At 39.6% G+C, this 17,427-nt stretch carries 15 protein-coding genes and 1 pseudogene; 5 read left to right on the plus strand and 11 right to left on the minus strand.

Translation table 11 applies throughout. The features are described 5' to 3' along the window. Nucleotides 1-380: 380 nt before the first annotated feature. The 8 genes from H6G77_RS22105 to H6G77_RS22140 form a co-directional block, all read right to left on the minus strand. Nucleotides 381-1,292 carry a Bpu10I family restriction endonuclease gene (locus H6G77_RS22105; RefSeq protein ID WP_190595293.1) on the minus strand — a complete coding sequence of 304 codons (912 nt, stop codon included), beginning with the start codon at nt 1,290-1,292 and terminating at the stop codon, nt 381-383. Between the two features lie 35 nt (nt 1,293-1,327). Then, nucleotides 1,328-2,527 carry a TRM11 family methyltransferase gene (locus H6G77_RS22110; RefSeq protein WP_190595292.1) on the minus strand — a complete coding sequence of 400 codons (1,200 nt, stop codon included), beginning with the start codon at nt 2,525-2,527 and terminating at the stop codon, nt 1,328-1,330. A gap of 333 nt (nt 2,528-2,860) precedes the next feature. Beyond that, nucleotides 2,861-3,025: a hypothetical protein gene (locus tag H6G77_RS22115; protein WP_190595291.1), complete on the minus strand. Its 165-nt coding sequence runs from the start codon at nt 3,023-3,025 to the stop codon at nt 2,861-2,863. A gap of 61 nt (nt 3,026-3,086) precedes the next feature. Then, nucleotides 3,087-3,329: a YgiT-type zinc finger protein gene (locus H6G77_RS22120; protein WP_190872752.1), complete on the minus strand. Its 243-nt coding sequence runs from the start codon at nt 3,327-3,329 to the stop codon at nt 3,087-3,089. 68 nt (nt 3,330-3,397) lie between these two features. Further along, a complete protein-coding gene (locus H6G77_RS22125; RefSeq protein ID WP_190872753.1) occupies nt 3,398-4,213 on the minus strand; it encodes a hypothetical protein in 816 nt (271 codons plus the stop codon). 417 nt (nt 4,214-4,630) lie between these two features. Beyond that, nucleotides 4,631-6,421 carry a translational GTPase TypA gene (gene typA, locus H6G77_RS22130; protein ID WP_190588605.1) on the minus strand — a complete coding sequence of 597 codons (1,791 nt, stop codon included), beginning with the start codon at nt 6,419-6,421 and terminating at the stop codon, nt 4,631-4,633. Nucleotides 6,422-7,011: 590 nt separating this feature from the next. Continuing rightward, nucleotides 7,012-8,163: an acyltransferase family protein gene (locus H6G77_RS22135; RefSeq protein WP_190671164.1), complete on the minus strand. Its 1,152-nt coding sequence runs from the start codon at nt 8,161-8,163 to the stop codon at nt 7,012-7,014. A gap of 176 nt (nt 8,164-8,339) precedes the next feature. Then, nucleotides 8,340-8,822 carry a hypothetical protein gene (locus tag H6G77_RS22140; RefSeq protein WP_190872754.1) on the minus strand — a complete coding sequence of 161 codons (483 nt, stop codon included), beginning with the start codon at nt 8,820-8,822 and terminating at the stop codon, nt 8,340-8,342. Between H6G77_RS22140 and H6G77_RS22145 the strand changes: the two genes are divergently transcribed. Then, nucleotides 8,821-9,018, plus strand: coding sequence for a hypothetical protein (locus tag H6G77_RS22145; protein ID WP_190588608.1), 198 nt, complete (start codon nt 8,821-8,823; stop codon nt 9,016-9,018). The two genes, H6G77_RS22140 and H6G77_RS22145, sit on opposite strands and share 2 nt — an antisense overlap. Before the next feature lie 521 nt (nt 9,019-9,539). Continuing rightward, nucleotides 9,540-10,088, plus strand: a pseudogene (lepB, locus tag H6G77_RS35840) (signal peptidase I); the annotation flags it as partial. Nucleotides 10,089-10,104: 16 nt separating this feature from the next. On the opposite strand, the gene H6G77_RS22155 reads toward lepB, so the two are convergent. The 3 genes from H6G77_RS22155 to H6G77_RS22165 all read right to left on the minus strand — a co-directional run bounded on the left by H6G77_RS22155 (nt 10,105) and on the right by H6G77_RS22165 (nt 12,701). Continuing rightward, entirely contained in the window at nt 10,105-10,677 is a 573-nt protein-coding gene (locus H6G77_RS22155) for a Uma2 family endonuclease (RefSeq protein WP_190872756.1), read from the minus strand. Between the two features lie 38 nt (nt 10,678-10,715). Next, entirely contained in the window at nt 10,716-11,291 is a 576-nt protein-coding gene (locus H6G77_RS22160) for a Uma2 family endonuclease (protein WP_190872757.1), read from the minus strand. Between the two features lie 393 nt (nt 11,292-11,684). After that, complete coding sequence (locus H6G77_RS22165) at nt 11,685-12,701, minus strand: ribose-phosphate pyrophosphokinase (RefSeq protein WP_190588612.1); 1,017 nt, start codon at nt 12,699-12,701, stop codon at nt 11,685-11,687. A gap of 841 nt (nt 12,702-13,542) precedes the next feature. Here H6G77_RS22165 and H6G77_RS22170 point away from each other — a divergent pair. The 3 genes from H6G77_RS22170 to H6G77_RS22180 all read left to right on the plus strand — a co-directional run bounded on the left by H6G77_RS22170 (nt 13,543) and on the right by H6G77_RS22180 (nt 17,393). Next, a complete protein-coding gene (locus tag H6G77_RS22170; RefSeq protein WP_190872758.1) occupies nt 13,543-15,231 on the plus strand; it encodes a serine/threonine-protein kinase in 1,689 nt (562 codons plus the stop codon). Between the two features lie 243 nt (nt 15,232-15,474). Next, entirely contained in the window at nt 15,475-16,152 is a 678-nt protein-coding gene (gene bioD, locus H6G77_RS22175; protein ID WP_190588892.1) for a dethiobiotin synthase, read from the plus strand. Between the two features lie 8 nt (nt 16,153-16,160). Then, complete coding sequence (locus H6G77_RS22180) at nt 16,161-17,393, plus strand: MFS transporter (protein WP_190588614.1); 1,233 nt, start codon at nt 16,161-16,163, stop codon at nt 17,391-17,393. Nucleotides 17,394-17,427: the final 34 nt, after the last annotated feature.

Genomic DNA, 17,427 nt, shown 5'->3' on the forward strand with positions numbered 1-17,427 from the left:
TCATTCCACTCATTTGTAACGATTTTCTCGCTCCAGTGCGGATTGTGGGAATTTTCTTTTTAATCATTCATACACCGAACTTGTGTAACGAAACAATAAGTCGCACATCGCGTGACTTACGCAAAAAAATGAAAAAATAAGGTTTTAGTAAAGGGTGCAGGGGTATGAGAGTGTAAGGGTGTAAGTATTCAAAACCCTTACACCCCATACCCTTTCACCCCCACACCCAATCCCCACAGACAATTTTGGTGCGTAAGTCCTGTTTAAAATTGTGGCATTATAGCTTGCAAGCTTTGTAGGTTGTATCTTGCTGAATTGCGATCGCAAACACAGAAGCACATCCAGATTAATAAAATCCATTGTGGTCACAAGAAATATTATTAAAAATGCCCCTGCTCTAAAACGTTTTCCATTGATGGACTTGTATCATCAATTAGAGCCTGTATCTTATCAATCATCCTTTGAAATACATCAGGGTAGTATTTAGAAGCATCCAAAAAGTCTACATATTCCTGTCTATGAAACTGTCTTTCCTCTGGTGTTCGATACTCTTGTCGAATATTAGAAGACATCCGCTTAGTTTTTCGTACGATTAACACATCATCAATTTGAGTTGAAATTATGGAAATTGGTGTCATATCAAGAAATTCACAAATGAGAAAGTATAAAGAGCCAGGAACAGCTATCTTCAAATCCCTACTGGTGGCTACTGCTTCTTGAAACATAGTTTTATCTAAGTTGGTCTTGCATTCTGCACACACATATCCTAAATGTGACTCAATCAACTTATAGTCCTGAAATCCAGGGTCAAAGGATGACTTTAAATATAATCTTTTACCAAGTATGAAATCCTGATCTTTAGTCCTAATACTTGGTTCACCGCCTTGACCAAGATTTCCCAGAGATGATAGAAAAGAAAGACCTGAGAATGTACTTCTTGGCCCTAACTCAAAAGAATCATCTATTCCTCGCAAACTACGAAAAACTACTTGCGGTAAAAATTCCTCTAAAATAGTATTATCTAGTTTTAGCTGGCCCTTCTGCCTATATAAAAAGTTCTCTGAACTGTCGAATATTAAATCAAGCTCAATAAAACGTTTGTATCGATTAGTAGCTTCTACTAACTTTTCTACTGTATCTACTTGACCACGTTCAATTGCTTCTAAATCAGCAATCCACTGGTGATACTTTCTCACAGCCTCTTCTAGCCTTTCTTTATCAGCTTCCGGTAGCCGACGGTTATTGAGACAAGCACTTAGTTTCGTGTAGTGAGGACGAGAAAGTTCAGACATAAATTGAATTTGCTGATAATTTTGATTTTTCCTAATTAAACAGAATAATGGGATTGATATATATGTGATTTTCTTTCTAGAATTGGTGTTCCTTGAATATCGTTAATTTTGGAAATTGCATTTTCTAAATATTCAAGGTTTTTGGGTGGGACTAAGACAATACTACTTTTCAGTACATCAAATGCTACTTCTCTGGCAATTTGATCAACATTTTCCTGATCACACTGATTTTTCAAGTTGATAAAGTTAATTACGTCTTCTCTAATGATTTTTCCAAACTTATTCTTAAATTCTCTCTTTTGCCTCAAAACTTTATGAAAGAGATTTGTTCTTACTCCAATTTTTTCAATAATGTCAGCGTTGTAAAAAGGTAATCCCAAGACATTAGATTGATGTCCCACAACAAACACAAGCCTAGCCTTATCTTTCGTGACTCTTGAAAGCTCCCTTAGAGCATCAGCCATATCTAGACAATATTGTACTACCGTGTAAAATCTGTTACTTCTATTTGCTCTATTAGATCCAATTTCTGACTTGGCTACCTTTAATATGTCCCACCCCAATATCTCAGCAGAGATCCGATAATTTTGATGATAATTAAATACATTTATATAAGGTGGTGATGTGATCACAAAATCTATTTTGTCGTTTTTTAATGGAAGAGAACGGGCATCGTTTAAAGCAACTATAATTGGGTTTTCAGAATAATGAAGTTTCTCGATTAAGCTAGTCAAATCAGCAAATTTACACTGGACAAATTCATTATTAATATTACTTTTACCGATATCTAGGAGTATGATTAAAGCCTCAAATAGTTTGCGTTCTTCTTCACATAAATTATTTCTGACTTCTCTTAATTTTACTGCTAAATCTGATAACTGGTTACTACTAGCACAAATTTTACATATAAATTCTTTATCTATTAAATTCTTAATAACTTTTATAACCTGTTTTCTTTGAGAATTATTTATGAATTCATAGATTTTACTAAGAATTAAGGCGGATGGATTGATTTCAAAACCATAGGATTTAAATCCGAGAGTGCCAGCTTCTAGCAAAACAGTTCCACTACCCACAAAAGGGTCAAGAATAACTGAGTTAGGTAGACAATATGAGTCTAATATAACTTCAATAAGTTGAGGTGAAAACTGACCACGCCAAGCAAATAAGTTAGCTCGTGTCTTCTCAACAATGTCAAGCCTTTCTTGTGGAATGGGTTTGTCAAACTCCTTCAATTGCTAACCATCCTTATGTCTCAATCTATGCTTCTAAAACTCAATTTAGTTTAACATTCAGCGTTGCTAATTCATGAGAACTTGGCTAAAAGCTGCTACATCAGAGGAATTTTATTCTGTTTGCTGTAAATTATTGTTAGCTTACTGATACTTGGCAATCTGGATTTGATTTATAAGGCATAGGTAGAAGCTGAAAATGTTATTGTGAAAAATGAGAGCGATCGCTCATCGTCATAACCTCAATCCACCAACAAAAAACTTCACCAAACACAACTTTTATTCTGTTGGCTGTACATTAGTGTTAGCTTGCTGACGCTGGGCAATCTGAATTAGTCATCTTAATGCGTTATTTACCGCTTCATCGTTAGGAAAAGCTTCAGCAACATCAGGATCTAAGCGTACTATATTTGTTTTTGTACGATATCGCTCAACATATTTACCTCTAACCCCGCCTTCCATTTGAGCAAAATCATACTCAGGACGTAATTCATCTTCCATTTTGGTTTCAATTTCTTTATGTTTACTGTTAACTTGACCCCCTAAAGTTATACAGCATTAATTATGCTGATTCTAGATGGGAAACCGGAATTTGTTCGGTTCTTTCAGGGGGTTTTGTTCCAGTTGCTACAGCATGAACCGTATGAAGAATATCGGCTGAATAGTAGCGATTTCCACAGGTATCACAAACGCCTATAGTCACATCTTCAAGAATGACAAAACCATCCCTATGTTTAAATGCTTCACGCTTAACTGTTCGAGGTTGCACAGTGCCTTCACAATATTCACATCTATATCCATACATAAGTCTAGCCCTCATGTTTTAGCTAGGTTTTCTCGCTCTGACGCACCCTAAAAGCTAGTATATGCTGACTACTTTTGCTTTTTGGGAATTGAGTAAACCGAATCGTTTGCTGTGCGACCTAATGCTCGTAGATTATAAGCTTCAGGAAACTTCGACTGCCTTACAGGACGCAAATTGATTTGGACATTTGCCTTTCCACTTGGTGGAAGTTTATTAAATTTATGAAGACTTTGCAAACCTTCGTAACTATGCAGTTTATAGGTCACTAGAAAAGCAAGTGGATAAAACTTGACTAGGTTAAAGAAGCCAAATTCATTAAATTTATCTCTGGCTATCGGCACAACGAAATCTCTACAAATGACAGTTTCTTCATAAGGGTAAATCCAATAAAAAATAGATATATCATCAGGAACTGGTAGAGATTTATCTTTAATACAAGGTCTAATTAAATTATCTATAACAACCTCATCTGTCTCTGTTTTAGCAGCAAGGAGATGTCCTAACACAGAACGCATTACTGCATTAGGATAGCATTCTACCTCAAAGGACTCTGGCAAACTCAAACTACTCTCTAAAAAGCTTTCTATTCTTGTGGAAAATTCTCCTAAAGCCCAGTCGTACTGATGTCCCAATATTCGGTTGTTGCAATCTTCACAGATGGTCTTAAAGACCACACCATTTTGAGAGATTCTTGGGCGGAATGACTTATAGCCAATCATTTCATATAAAAGCTTAGAAATAATTCTACTCTTTGCTGGAGGACAAGCTTTTGGAGGTACATGATCATCTGATAGTTCCTTTTCTAGCTGACAGATATTGCAGATTCCGTCTTTTTTTTGAAACTTATCAATAATTGAGGTTTTAGATTTTTTTAAGTTGGTCATATTGGTGATCAAGTTGCAAGTTTATTATGACTTACGTATGAGTAACAAAAATCGAGGATCTGGACAAGAGGTGTAGGTGTTCAAAACCCATTAACCCCTACGCCCTGCCAATGCGAAGAGTCTTGTTGCGTAAGTTTTGTTTATATTTTAACTTTGCTTCCTGAATTTTTAGTAACTTTGTACTATAAATTTAAATTAAAACCTAGTATGGGAGTGTAAATACTTAAATATCCACCAACAACTTCAGAATTATGATGACTAAACAAATAGCATTCTGAATGTATGTAACAACCACAATATTGTTTCACACATCATATTCAGGATGCAGAGTAGAAAATATTCAAAATTACTTTAACCAAACAAAACAGAAAGCCCACTATTGTGGGCTTTCTAAATTAATTAAGCGGATCGCTTTACTTATCTTTTCGCCAATTTCTTCGACATTTTCCGTAGGCGAATAGATTGGGGTGTAACTTCCACCAACTCATCGGGGCCGATGTACTCTAACGCCCGTTCTAAACTCATGTCGATTGGTGCTTGCAATTGAACCAATTCATCACCACCGGCGGCGCGGTGGTTGGTTAACTGCTTGGTTTTGCAGACATTCAATTCTAAATCTTGAGGACGGTTGTGTTCACCGACAATCATGCCTCGGTAAACTTTAGTACCGGGAGTAATGAAGAATGAGCCTCTATCTTCAGCGTTCTTCATGGCGTAGAAGGTAGAAACGCCTTCTTCAAAGGAGATGAGAACGCCTTTGTTACGAGCTTCAATATCACCACTGAGTTGACGGTAGTCTAAGAAACTGTGGTTCATGATACCTTCACCACGGGTCATCCGCATGAATTCACCACGGAAACCAATCAAACCACGGGCGGGAATGACAAACTCTAGCTGGGTGCGATCGCCACTTCCGGGCTGCATATCTTGCATTTCGCCTTTGCGTTGTCCCAAACGTTCGATACAGCTACCAACTGCATCAGCAGGAACGTCTAACACCAAGAGTTCATAAGGTTCGCAAGGTTGACCGTTGATTTCGCGGTAAATTACCTGTGGTTGGGATACTTGGAACTCAAAACCTTCGCGGCGCATGGTTTCGATTAAGATACCCAGGTGCAGTTCTCCACGACCGGAAACTAGGAATTTATCGGGGGAGTCGGTTTCTTCAACGCGTAACGCCACGTTGGTTTCTAGTTCGCGGAATAGGCGATCGCGTACTTGTCTGGATGTTACCAGTTTACCTTCTTGACCAGCAAAGGGTGAATCGTTTACCCAGAAGGTCATCTGTAAGGTAGGCTCATCCACTTTAATTAGTGGTAAGGCTTGGGGTTCGGTTGGGTCAGTGATTGTTTCACCAATGTAAGCATCAGCGAAACCAGCTACCGCAACAATATAACCTGCGGTTGCTTCTTCCATTTCTACCCGTTTCAGTCCTTCAAATCCCATCAGCTTGGTGATTTTGCCTTTGACAATAGCGCCACTTTCTGTAACCAAAGCCGCTTGTTGTCCAGCGCGGATAGTCCCGTTGTGGATTCTGCCAATGACAATCCGTCCTAGGTATTCAGAATAATCTAGGGTGGTGACTTGCAATTGCAGGGGCTTGTTGATGTCGCCTACTGGTGGTGGAACGTGTTGGAGAATCGCATTAAACAGAGGCTGCATATCAACCGCCTCTGCTTCCATGCTTTCTTTGGCATAACCAGCCATACCGGAAGCGAACAGATAGGTAAAATCGCACTGGTCTTCGTCTGCACCTAATTCTAAGAACAGATCCAACACCTTATCCACAGCAACGTGTGGGTCAGCTTTAGCGCGGTCAATCTTATTGATAACAACGATGGGGCGCAAGCCTTTTTCCAAAGCTTTTTTCAACACAAATCGTGTTTGCGGCATGGGGCCTTCATTGGCATCGACAATTAGAAGACAACCATCAACCATGCCAAGTACACGTTCAACTTCACCACCGAAGTCGGCGTGTCCCGGCGTGTCAACAATATTGATCAGCGTTTCTTTGTAGCGAACTGCTGTATTTTTAGACAGAATAGTAATTCCGCGCTCACGTTCGAGGGCGTTAGAGTCCATGACGCAATCCGGAACGTCTTCGCCTTCGCGGAAAATGCCGGATTGTTTGAGGAGTGCATCAACCAAGGTGGTTTTGCCGTGGTCTACGTGGGCGATAATGGCGACGTTGCGAATTGGGAGCGTCATAGAGGCTTAGTTTAAACTCTAGAGGGGTTTTTAGATTTACATTTTAAGTGTGCTAGGCTGTTTTAACAGAATTGGGGGTGTTCTGCAAACTCTGTAAAGAACCTTTAACAATTCTAGCGTAATTGACACAATTGCAAGGCATTTTTATAGATACTGCTGAAGAAAAATTCAGCAAGTTTAAAATATAAGTGAAAAGTTTATAAATAATTTACAATTGTTTAAGCATAACCTCTGAGACGAGGTTACTGAGAGCCTTGCAATTGTGTAGGTTAAAAGTATAATTTTCGTAGCTATCTATACCAGTAATCAGTGTAATGGGAAATCGATCCCTTGCTGATAATCACAACTAGTTGCAAGTAATTCTTCATAGTCTTGCTGAATCACTGACCAGTCTCCATAACCTTGCTGCACATAGTCAAGATCCAGGAGGCAGTGGTTCGACTTCGCTCACCAACCAGGCAGGAGGAAAAGTCTTACTATTGCTGGCATTCAAGCTTTCAAATTATCCTAATATATCTGACTACTGCTATAAATAGCTCCTCTTAGTTTGTCACAAGAGCTATGATCAAGAATTAAGTGATAGAGTAGTTCTAGCTGCTAATACCCAGAAAATACCTGCTTAAAATTTTAAACCTAAGTACTACTTTGTAACCGATATAAGAGACTATTAAAGCAGTAATTATTCTTAATAAGACATTAGATAAAATTGGAATTTCTCGCATAGTCAATTGGACTGGCTGATGCACATACATAATCATCATTGAACTTGCTCCTAATACACTCATTAAACTGAATAAGTGTTTGTTTTTGCTCAAAATATTTGCTAGATTCTGAGTCAGAATAATACCTGCTAGGGCAACTAATGGACTATAAAATACAATGCCATAATACCCTCCTTTCATAGCAAAAGAGTTTGGTTGAATACCTAATTGATGAAGAGCTATGGCAGTACCAAATATAATTCCTGATAAAAGGACTAGCCATCGCTTGTTTTCTAATCTGTGTTGAGCATACAGGTGTCCTAGCCAGTAAAAAGGTAGAGCCATACAAACAACATTGATATTCCAAAAATATCCTGTATTTGTTAAAAACCAAAAATCAGCCATTGCTAGTCCATAGGAAACAAGCATTATAGATATCATCAGTATGTTGTAATGACCAAATTTTTTATAAATTAGGTTGTAAATCTGCTGAGTGAGAAATAAGCATGTGACAAACCAAAAAACTCCAAACCAATTATCTAGTAAAGCTCCACCATAAATTTGATTATATATATAAGCAACTATAAATGAAAATTGCTCATTCCAAGGTAATATATTACCAGACCTGATAGCTTTTACCACATAACTAAAAACTTGTAATCCACTGTAAAGCAGCAGAAACGAAAAATAAGGTACTAGCAGACTAGAGACTTTATTATGCAGATATGTTTTATAATCATACTTATCTTTATACAAAAAACCACTTATGAAAAAGAATAGTGGCATGTGAAACCAATATAGATATTCGGATAACCCTCCTTCTATCACATGTCCAACCACAACTGAAGCAATACCTATGCCTTTCCAACAGTCAATCCAATTGATTCTTTGATACATTGGTTTAGCAATCATAAATATATTTAAAGTGATTGTTTTTCTGTTTACTTGTGGCTGATTAGGCTGACAAGTATGAATAATACTATTTTGGATTTTAGATTTGGGATTAGGTAAAGGTTGATTGGTAAGCTTTTCACCAATCAACCTTTACCTAATCATTTTTCAATTCGGTATTAAGATTAAAAATAAATTGTAAATTTTATAGCTGATATCCTTTCTCTTCATCAAAATTTTAAATTTCTAGTTCTGTTTTAAGCATTTATACTGTTTCTCTGTGAAGCTAGGTTAACTTTTATGAAGTGCTGTAAGGTAGCCTACTATTACTGATAATCATAACTAGTTGCAAGTAATTCCTCATAGTCTTGCTGAATCACTGACCAATCTCCATAACCTTGCTCTACATAATCAAGATCCATGTCAATCTGATAAATAGCGCCTCTTAGTTTGTCACACGAGCTATGATCAAGAATTAAGTGATAGAGCGATCGCAATAATTTACTGTGTACAGGTTTGGCAAAACGACCATTATCAGGCAAAAGTCTGGGATAAATTTGACCCAATTTAGCAATTAATAATTTCAAGGATATGTCTAAATCTGGTTCGCCTGGAATCAAATACAGCAGGTGAATAACATCTAATGGATGTTTATCTGCACTGGTTGATAACTCAATCATCCAATTTTCAGGATGGTCATATTCTGTAATTAGTTTATCTGCCCAGTCAATTATTTCAACAAGGGAACAAAGATTTAACTCAAAAGCCATCCGCAAGTAATCAGCGTAGTGTTTTAAACTCGGTTGCATGTGGAACTATTATGGGCATTTGGTAAATCAGCATAGATGCGATCGCTTCCAGCTTAAAATCAAATTATGGCAGCACAACCGCGATCAGTTTCAGAACTCTGCAATTTGGGATAGAGTCGGCGATCGCTTCTCTGGGACAAAATTACGCAATTTTACTGTTGGTTGTTGTATTATATCTAAATTAGCAGTGGGGTAATTCTCGTGTCTAATAGAGAACCTTGGTTGGCTGTAAATTTCTCACAAATACTTCCAGGTTTAGGACAAATCTATTCTGGCGATCGCAACAGAGGCTACATTATTATAGCTCTGTATTTTTTGTTATTTATTATTAGTTTTTGGCTAATTTTAGGAATTCCCGGCAATATTGTCCTGGGGTTAATTTTATTATTATCTCAGTTTGTTTTAGCTATCTGGAATCTTTTCGATGCTTATCGTTGTGCGAAAAGCAAAAATTCTCCAGAATTTGAACTTATACGTAAAGAAAGTAAAGATCCGTGGTTAGCCACTTTTTTATCTCATCTATTTTTAGGCATTGGTTATTTCTATATCGGCAAATGGTTACTGGGCATATTAGCGATTATTTTAATTCTTCTCTGTGCCGGTGTTTCGTTATTTTTATTGCCAATAGTTTATGCAGTGATTTCCTATTTCACGTATGTATTTTCGCCTGTTCATCGAGAAAATTCCAAGAATATGGCATTAATACTGGCCATATTCATCGCCATATCTGGTTTTTTAGATATTGGTTGGATAATCAGAACATACGGAGTAGAAGCCCGTTGGACTCCTTCAGGTGCGATGGAACCTACTCTACATGGTACTCCAAATCAATGGGAGGCTGATAAAATTCTGGTTGATAAGTTTAGTTATCGTTTTCAAACACCGCAACGTGGCGATATTATTGTCTTTTGGCCTACAGATGAACTACTAAAAGAACAATATCAAGATGCTTTTATTAAGCGGATAGTTGGGCTACCTGGGGAAAAAGTAGAACTTAAGAATGGACAAGTTTATATTAATAATCAAGTCTTAGTAGAAGACAGATATCTTCCGGCTAATCAACGTACTTTAATGGATGTTTGTACAGTAGGGAAACAATATTTAGCAAAGCCAGTTACTATTCCACCTGAATCATATTTAGTACTGGGTGATAACCGTAATTATAGTTACGATAGTCGTTGTTGGGGTGTAGTATCTCGCCATTTAATTATCGGGAAAGCTTATAAAAGATTTTACCCTCTGAATCGAGTGGGGGCTATTAAGTAAATCGGAAGTTTTTTATCTATGAATTAACTTTTAACCAACTAAAAATATCTACTGCTTTTATCTGCCAATCACTTAACATATCAAGAACTAGTAAAATATCCGCATCATATTTCACTTCTGGCAATTTGTTCGGTTGAAATACCATGATTGATTTATCATTAGGGTCAATAAACCAACCTAATTTAGTCCCGTGGTTAATACAGAAAATAATTTTATTAATTACTCTGTTGGGTGATTGATCAGGTGATAAAATTTCAATAGTCCAATCTGGGTAGCTTTCAAATTTATTGGCAATTTCTCCGTTTTCATCGGTTGGGATACGTGACCATTCAAATACAGCAATGTCTGGAACTAAGGAACGACCACCAAATGTGCAGCGTAACTCGGTTAAGGCTAAAGCTTTTTGTTGAGGTTCACCAACCTGATTAATATTAGTTGATAACCGAGTTTGCAGAATACTATGTTTTCCTTGGGGCATTGATTTTTGGTAGATGCGTCCGTCAATATATTCACTCGCTGGTTTAGTTTCTGGTAAGTTGAGAAATTCTTCTAGGGAAAGGTTGGAAGATATTTGAGTTGATAGCGACATCAGCAATTACTCCCTGTCTAATTCCAAACCATGATTAATCACAATAATTTTGCCAAAGCTAGGGTAAATCCTGGGACAACATCTTCACCATTCAAAATTGCTGTTTCTGGATATTGGGTAATGGAACCATCACGACGATAAACGAAAGCTTGCTGATTTTGACGGTCAATTAACCAGCCTAACTGCACACCATTGGCAATGTATTCTGCCATCTTCGCTTTGAGTTTTGGCAAGCTGTCATTTTTAGAACGAATTTCGATTACAAAGTCTGGTGCTAGGTTAATAAAGGCATCTTCTTGCTGATCCCAATTTTCTGGTAAGCGTCCTTTCGCAACGAAAGCAGCATCCGGTGATTTCACGGCTGTATTTGCTAATTTAAACCCTGTACTTGGCCCAAACACTTCGCCTAAATCTTGACTTTCTACCCAAGCCAGCAAATACGCTCCTGCTTTAATTTCTCTATTTCCCGAAATTCCCCCAGTTGGTGGCATAGTTTCTATTGTTCCATCAGCGTTACGTTCAAACCGCAGTTCTGGGTTTTGCGAACTCATCAGCATTAGTTCTTCATCAGTGACAGTGTACCAAGGCTGCACGGTTACTTTTTCGCTGTTCATTAAAGATGCTATGCCAAGCTGGGTGAACACTTCAATTTTAAGCTTTTCCTCTGTGAACTATTCGCCTGGAGCGGTTTGTAAAATAGGACTTACGCATCAAAACGAAAAATCAAGGGTTTTGGCAAGGGTGTAGGGGTTCAGGGGTATAGGGGACTGGCGTGGGCGGGTTTCCCGACTTGAGCCAAGTGGCGTGTGTACTGATTCAAAATCCTTACACCCCAAACCCTTTCACCCTTACACCCAATCTCCACAGATAATCTTTGTGCGTAAGCCCTGTAAAATGCCCTAAAAATAAAAATTGAAGCACGAAGGAGAATTATTTCTCGACTTCGTACTTCAAAATTTAATGTTTATTTACGCCAGACTGTAACTTGAATAACAGTCTTTTTTTGGCTAACGGAACATACTACTTACAGAGGTGTCTTCGTGAATCCGCCAGATGGTTTCTCCTAAAAGATTTGCCACGGAAAGCACTACTAATTGCGGAAAGCGTTTGTCTTCTGGAAGGGGTATCGTGTTTGTGACGATGACTTCTTCAAACAAGCCGCTTGATAACCGTTCAATTGCTGGGGGGGAGAAAACTGCATGAGTAGCACAGGCATATACCTGACGCGCTCCTTCTTCACGCAGCAATCTAGCGCCTTCGGCAATGGTGCCGCCTGTGTCGATCATGTCGTCTACCAACACGGCTGTTTTGCCTTTGACATCGCCGATGACGTTCAAGACTTCCGCTACATTATGGGCTTGACGGCGTTTATCAATAATGGCAAGAGGAGCATCATTGAGTTTTTTAGCAAATGCTCTCGCCCGTGCTACACCACCGACATCAGGAGAAACAACTACCAGGTCATGCAGTTGTTTGCTGGTCAGATAATCGAGTATGACTGGCGAACCGTAAACATGATCAAAGGGTATATCGAAGTAACCTTGAATTTGGGCGGCGTGTAAATCCATTGCCAGAACGCGGTCAGCACCTGCTTCGGTAATCAGGTTAGCAACCAGTTTGGCTGTGATTGACTCTCGTCCTGCGGTTTTGCGATCGGCGCGAGCGTAACCATAATATGGAAGAACTGCTGTTACCTGTCTGGCTGAAGCCCGACGACAGGCATCAATCATAATCAGTAATTCCATTAAGTGATCGTTAACTGGTTGACAAGATGGCTGGATTAAATAGACATCACAACCTCGGATTGATTCTTGGATTTGAACATAAAGTTCTCCATCCGCGAATCGTTTGCGAATCATCGGCCCCAAGTCCATCCCCAGGTAACGAGCGACTTCTTGAGACAGTTGTATATTGGCAGAGCCAGAAAATAGCCGCAGGCGATGGTTGTCGGTTAGTCCTGTTGCAGCTGGCTGCACCTTAAAAGCGGCAGAACTGAGCACAGCAGATCCTCGAAGTGCATTCATGGCGAGATTATCATTTAGGTAATTACCAGATTTAACCGGAATAGGCTAAATAAACATCTGTGAGCTTTATTTAAGCTTTCATACAAACTTTAAACATTTCTCAATAGAGCTACCATCAATCCATTTTTCAGTTTTTAGTGGTAAACAAACCATCGAATCCGTAACTGACATATAGTGTGTTAGTTAGCCCCTTAGTTGAGCTGTTCTCAACAACTCAAATTTCCTCTAGATTAGTCTGGCAGAGTAATAATTCTACCAACTGTATTGATTACTGAGACCAACTCTTTTCAGCTTAAGTGAAGTAGAACAGGAACTCAGACAGTAGAAATACCCAAAATTAAATTCTTCTGGGGTAGAAGAATATTTTATGATACCAGCTACAAAATTATAAACTGACAAACTCTATTTTTGGATTATAAATTGGACAAAAATTTTCAAATCTGGAAAATTAGCCGGGAAACTAAAAAACCATGATTTTGCTTTTGGGGTGTTAGTCCGCAGCAGCATCAACTCCCATTGATGATTTCTCTGTTGCTATTTGGGCAATTTTTTCTGTGGTTTTGCTAATCTGAATGGGATTATTGCTTTTCTTAGGGTAGAATATCGCCGCAGGTATTTGTCGTGTAACTGACGTATGAAAATGAAAAATCCAAGGTGGGAGTGATGGGTTCGCAATTTGATGTGTATGAGGGTAAAAAATTTAGGGGTGGAAGGTGCAAAATCCTCAAACTCTGACACTATCCCTCAAAGCGAAATTTTGAGTCAATTTTATGTATTGTGTCCTCCAGACTCAGCTTTGTGAGGGCGGTCTTATTGGTTATGATTAAATTTGAATTTATTTATGCAACCCCCAATTTCAATTGGTACTGTCTTACAAAACCGTTATCGGATCATTCAAATCCTTGGACAAGGAGGATTTGGTAGAACTTATTTAGCCGAAGATCAGCGACGCTTTAATGAATTGTGTGCGATTAAAGAATTAATTCCGATCGCATCTGGGGCTGGTGCTTGGGAAAAAGCCCAAGAACTTTTTCAACGGGAAGCCACGATTTTATATCAGATTGAACACCCGCAAGTCCCGAAATTCCGGGAAAGATTTGAGCAAGACCACCGTTTATTTTTGGTGGAAGATTATGTGGCGGGGAAAACTTATCGCGCTTTATTAGCTGAGAAACAATCTGTAGGTCAAACTTTCAGCGAAGCAGATGTATTACAGTTGTTGCGATCGCTCTTGCCTGTATTAGACCACATTCATAGTCGTGGTATTATTCACCGTGATATTTCTCCTGAAAATATTATTTTCCGAGATAGCGATCGCTTGCCAGTACTAATTGATTTTGGTGTCGTCAAAGAAATTGCCACGCGCTTGCAAACTCCTGATACTAATATCAATGTTACGAGTGTGGGTAAATTGGGTTACTCGCCCAGCGAACAAATGCAAACCGGACGCGCCTATCCCAGCAGTGATTTATATGCGTTAGCGGTGACAGCGATAGTTTTATTAACTGGTAAAGAACCATCTGAGTTGTTTGATGAAACACAACTTAGTTGGACTTGGCAAAGATTTGTCAGAGTAAGTCCGCAGTTGGCTCAGGTAATTAATCGGATGTTACATCCTAGCCCTAGCGATCGCTATCAAAGTGCGGCTGAGGTAATTCAAGCATTACAATTTGTTGAACAATCAGGTGTAGCCACATCACCACAAGTAACAAATGTGCAAACAATTGCAGTTGGTCGTCGTCCCGATGCAATTCCACCGCAGCCATCTAACCGACCAGACCCAGCAATTCCCCCCAGCCGTGCTAACTCGGTGTTAGATAACCCGTTAGCTTTGGGTGCAATTGGGAGTGCGGTAGTTATTTTAGCTGGTGTGGGTTCTTGGGCGCTGGTGAGTTCGATTCGTAGTCAGTCTAATGGACAACCAGAAACAACACCACCTGCACCCCAGACTTTTCCTTCACCTGTAATTTCTGGTGGTACACCATTCGGAACAGCTACACCCACTAATACAGAACCAAGCATTACTAGTAAGCGCCTGAGATTAGACGCATCAAACACCGCGACAGTTGAAAACTCGCTGAAAGCTGGTCAAGTTATGGAATATACCTTTTTTGGGCAAGCTGGGGCGAAGTTAACTACAGTATTAGAACAAGGTACAGGCATTACTTTGACTGTTCTAGCTCCGAATCGCCAAGTGCTTGATAGTAGCGCCCAACAAGTAAGCTCTTATACAGGAATATTGCCAAAAAACGGTAGATATGCTGTCCAGCTAATATTAGAGTCTGGAGTTAGTGAAAGTGATTATAATCTCAGGGTGGCGTTAGAAAATCCACTCCAACCAACACCAACACCAACACCAACACCAACCATAACGCCAACGTTTGCACCAACACCAACAGCAACACCAACGCTAACACCAACATTTCCGCCAGCGTTTACACCAACACCCACCACTCCCACAGACAGTAACAATAACCCGCCTGTGGATGGTACGCCTCAACCAACGCCTGAAGTACAAAATACTCCTTGAGAAAAGGAGGCAGGGGGCAGGGGGCAGGGGGCAGGGGGCAGGGGGCAGGAGGTAGAAGAAAATTCTTACCCTACTCAGCACTCAGCACTCAGCACTCAGCACTCAGTACTCAGCACTCAGCACTCAGTACTCAGCACTCAGCACTTTTAAACTAGAAAGGAAGTTTCTCTGGTTGAGATTCCCTTGCAAAATTTCCTCATTTATAATGCTCTTGACTAGATTAGATATTTTGAAAGCAGATTGTTGAACACACTATTAATTACTGGAACTGACACTGAAGCTGGCAAAACTGTTTTAACGACAGCATTAGCCGCTTATTGGCAAAAATATTATCCGCAGCGTCACTGGGGAATTATGAAGCCAATACAATCGGGAATTGGCGATCGCGAGTGGTATCAAAATCTGTTTAAGCTAGAACAATCGCCAGAAGAAATTACACCTTTGTATTTTCAAGCGCCTCTAGCACCACCCATCGCCGCCGCGAAAGAAAATCGCCCAGTTGATTTAGCTGTGGTGTGGAAAACATTATCTGAGTTGCGATCGCGCTATGAATTTTTGTTGGTAGAATCTGCTGGTGGTTTGGGTTCACCAGTCACTAACGAGTTAACGGTTGCTGATATTGCTGGCGAATGGCGTTTACCAACAGTCTTAGTAGTACCAGTCAGGCTAGGCGGAATATCTCAAGCTGTGGCGAATGTGGCTTTAGCTAGACAGTCACGGGTGAATCTCATCGGTATTGTACTGAATTGCATTCAACCGCGTACTGATGCAGAGATTACCGACTGGACACCAAAAGAAGTCATCGAATCATTTACACACATTCCAGTTTTGGGTTGCTTACCTTATTTTGAGAACCCAACAGATTTAGATCAACTTGCCCAAGCTGCATCTAATTTAGATTTAGAAGCACTAAATCTTTAAGGAAAGCTTTGAATACATTTAATGCCGAACTCCGGCGAAACCTACTGATTTTGTTTGCGGCAGGTTTGTTATTCTGGTCAAGCACTGCTGCTTTTTTACCGACGCTACCCTTATATATTCAAGATGTGGGTGGTAGTAAGCAAGAAATTGGCATAGTTATGGGTGGCTTTGCCATTGGGTTGTTGCTGTTTCGTCCAATGCTGGGAAAACTTGCCGACCAGCGTGGGCGTAAACTGGTTTTATTGATTGGACTCACCGTAGCTGCGATCGCACCTTTTGGTTATTTAGTATTTACGTCCATTCCTATATTATTCTTCCTGCGGGTTTTTCATGGAATTAGCATTGCCGCATTTACCACTGGTTTCAGTGCTTTGGTGGCTGATTTAGCACCTGTGGCTATTCGTGGTGAAATTATTGGTTATATGAGTTTAACAGCACCCGTTGGTTTAGCCATTGGGCCAGCACTGGGAGGATATTTACAAGCGAGTTTTGGCTACTCACCTTTATTTTTGTTTACCGCCGTAGTTGCTGTAATTGGACTATTGTGTGCATCACAAGTCATCAATCCACCCGTCAACACACAACCACAATCAGAACGCCAAAATAGTAATTTTTGGCAAATCTTGGTGAGTCCCAGGGTGAGAATTCCGGCGTTGGTGATGTTACTGGTGGGTAGTTCTGTTGGTGCGGTGCATGTCTTTGTATCGTTATTTATTAAATCTACTGAGGTAAATTTTAATGGTGGTTGGTTTTTCACAGTTGCTGCCATTTCTAGTTTTACAATCAGGGTGTTTGCAGGTAAAGCCAGCGATCGCTTCGGTCGAGGTTTGTTCATTACCTTTGGAATTGCGGCTTATACCTTGGCTTGTGCATTACTATGGCAAGCTAATAGTACCAATGCTTTTTTAATCTCTGCGATCGCTGAAGGTTGCGGTGGTGGTACGATGATTTCAATGATTGTCACGATGATGGCAGACCGTTCACTACCCCAAGAACGAGGTCAAGTTTTTGCAATTTGTATGGCTGGATTTGACTTAGGTATTGCGATCGCTGCGCCTATATTTGGCTATCTCAGTGAGTTTTTCGGCTACCGTAATATGTTTGGTTATAGTGCAGTACTAACTTTTTTAGCACTACTAATTTTTCTCACCTTATCTAATAAAAGTCTTACTGGTTCCTTACGCTTTGCGATCGGAAATGGTGAAGATGCCTTTTCTTTGAATAATGTTGACGTGAGTTAAATATTCAGTCGTTGGCAAGATTGAATTTGTAGAG

It is taken from the genome of Aulosira sp. FACHB-615, from assembly GCF_014698045.1.
In the GTDB taxonomy this organism is placed as follows: Bacteria; Cyanobacteriota; Cyanobacteriia; order Cyanobacteriales; family Nostocaceae; genus Nostoc_B.

What these genes read in the sequence shown, in the direction of transcription:
- H6G77_RS22105 (WP_190595293.1), bottom strand. Translation starts at nt 1,292, where the DNA reads ATGTCTGAACTTTCTCGTCCTCACTACACGAAACTAAGTGCTTGTCTC.
- H6G77_RS22115 (WP_190595291.1), bottom strand. Translation starts at nt 3,025, where the DNA reads ATGGAAGATGAATTACGTCCTGAGTATGATTTTGCTCAAATGGAAGGC.
- H6G77_RS22120 (WP_190872752.1), bottom strand. Translation starts at nt 3,329, where the DNA reads ATGTATGGATATAGATGTGAATATTGTGAAGGCACTGTGCAACCTCGA.
- H6G77_RS22125 (WP_190872753.1), bottom strand. Translation starts at nt 4,213, where the DNA reads ATGACCAACTTAAAAAAATCTAAAACCTCAATTATTGATAAGTTTCAA.
- typA (WP_190588605.1), bottom strand. Translation starts at nt 6,421, where the DNA reads ATGACGCTCCCAATTCGCAACGTCGCCATTATCGCCCACGTAGACCAC.
- H6G77_RS22145 (WP_190588608.1), top strand. Translation starts at nt 8,821, where the DNA reads ATGTGGAACTATTATGGGCATTTGGTAAATCAGCATAGATGCGATCGC.
- H6G77_RS22140 (WP_190872754.1), bottom strand. Translation starts at nt 8,822, where the DNA reads ATGCAACCGAGTTTAAAACACTACGCTGATTACTTGCGGATGGCTTTT.
- H6G77_RS22155 (WP_190872756.1), bottom strand. Translation starts at nt 10,677, where the DNA reads ATGTCGCTATCAACTCAAATATCTTCCAACCTTTCCCTAGAAGAATTT.
- H6G77_RS22160 (WP_190872757.1), bottom strand. Translation starts at nt 11,291, where the DNA reads ATGAACAGCGAAAAAGTAACCGTGCAGCCTTGGTACACTGTCACTGAT.
- H6G77_RS22165 (WP_190588612.1), bottom strand. Translation starts at nt 12,701, where the DNA reads ATGAATGCACTTCGAGGATCTGCTGTGCTCAGTTCTGCCGCTTTTAAG.
- H6G77_RS22170 (WP_190872758.1), top strand. Translation starts at nt 13,543, where the DNA reads ATGCAACCCCCAATTTCAATTGGTACTGTCTTACAAAACCGTTATCGG.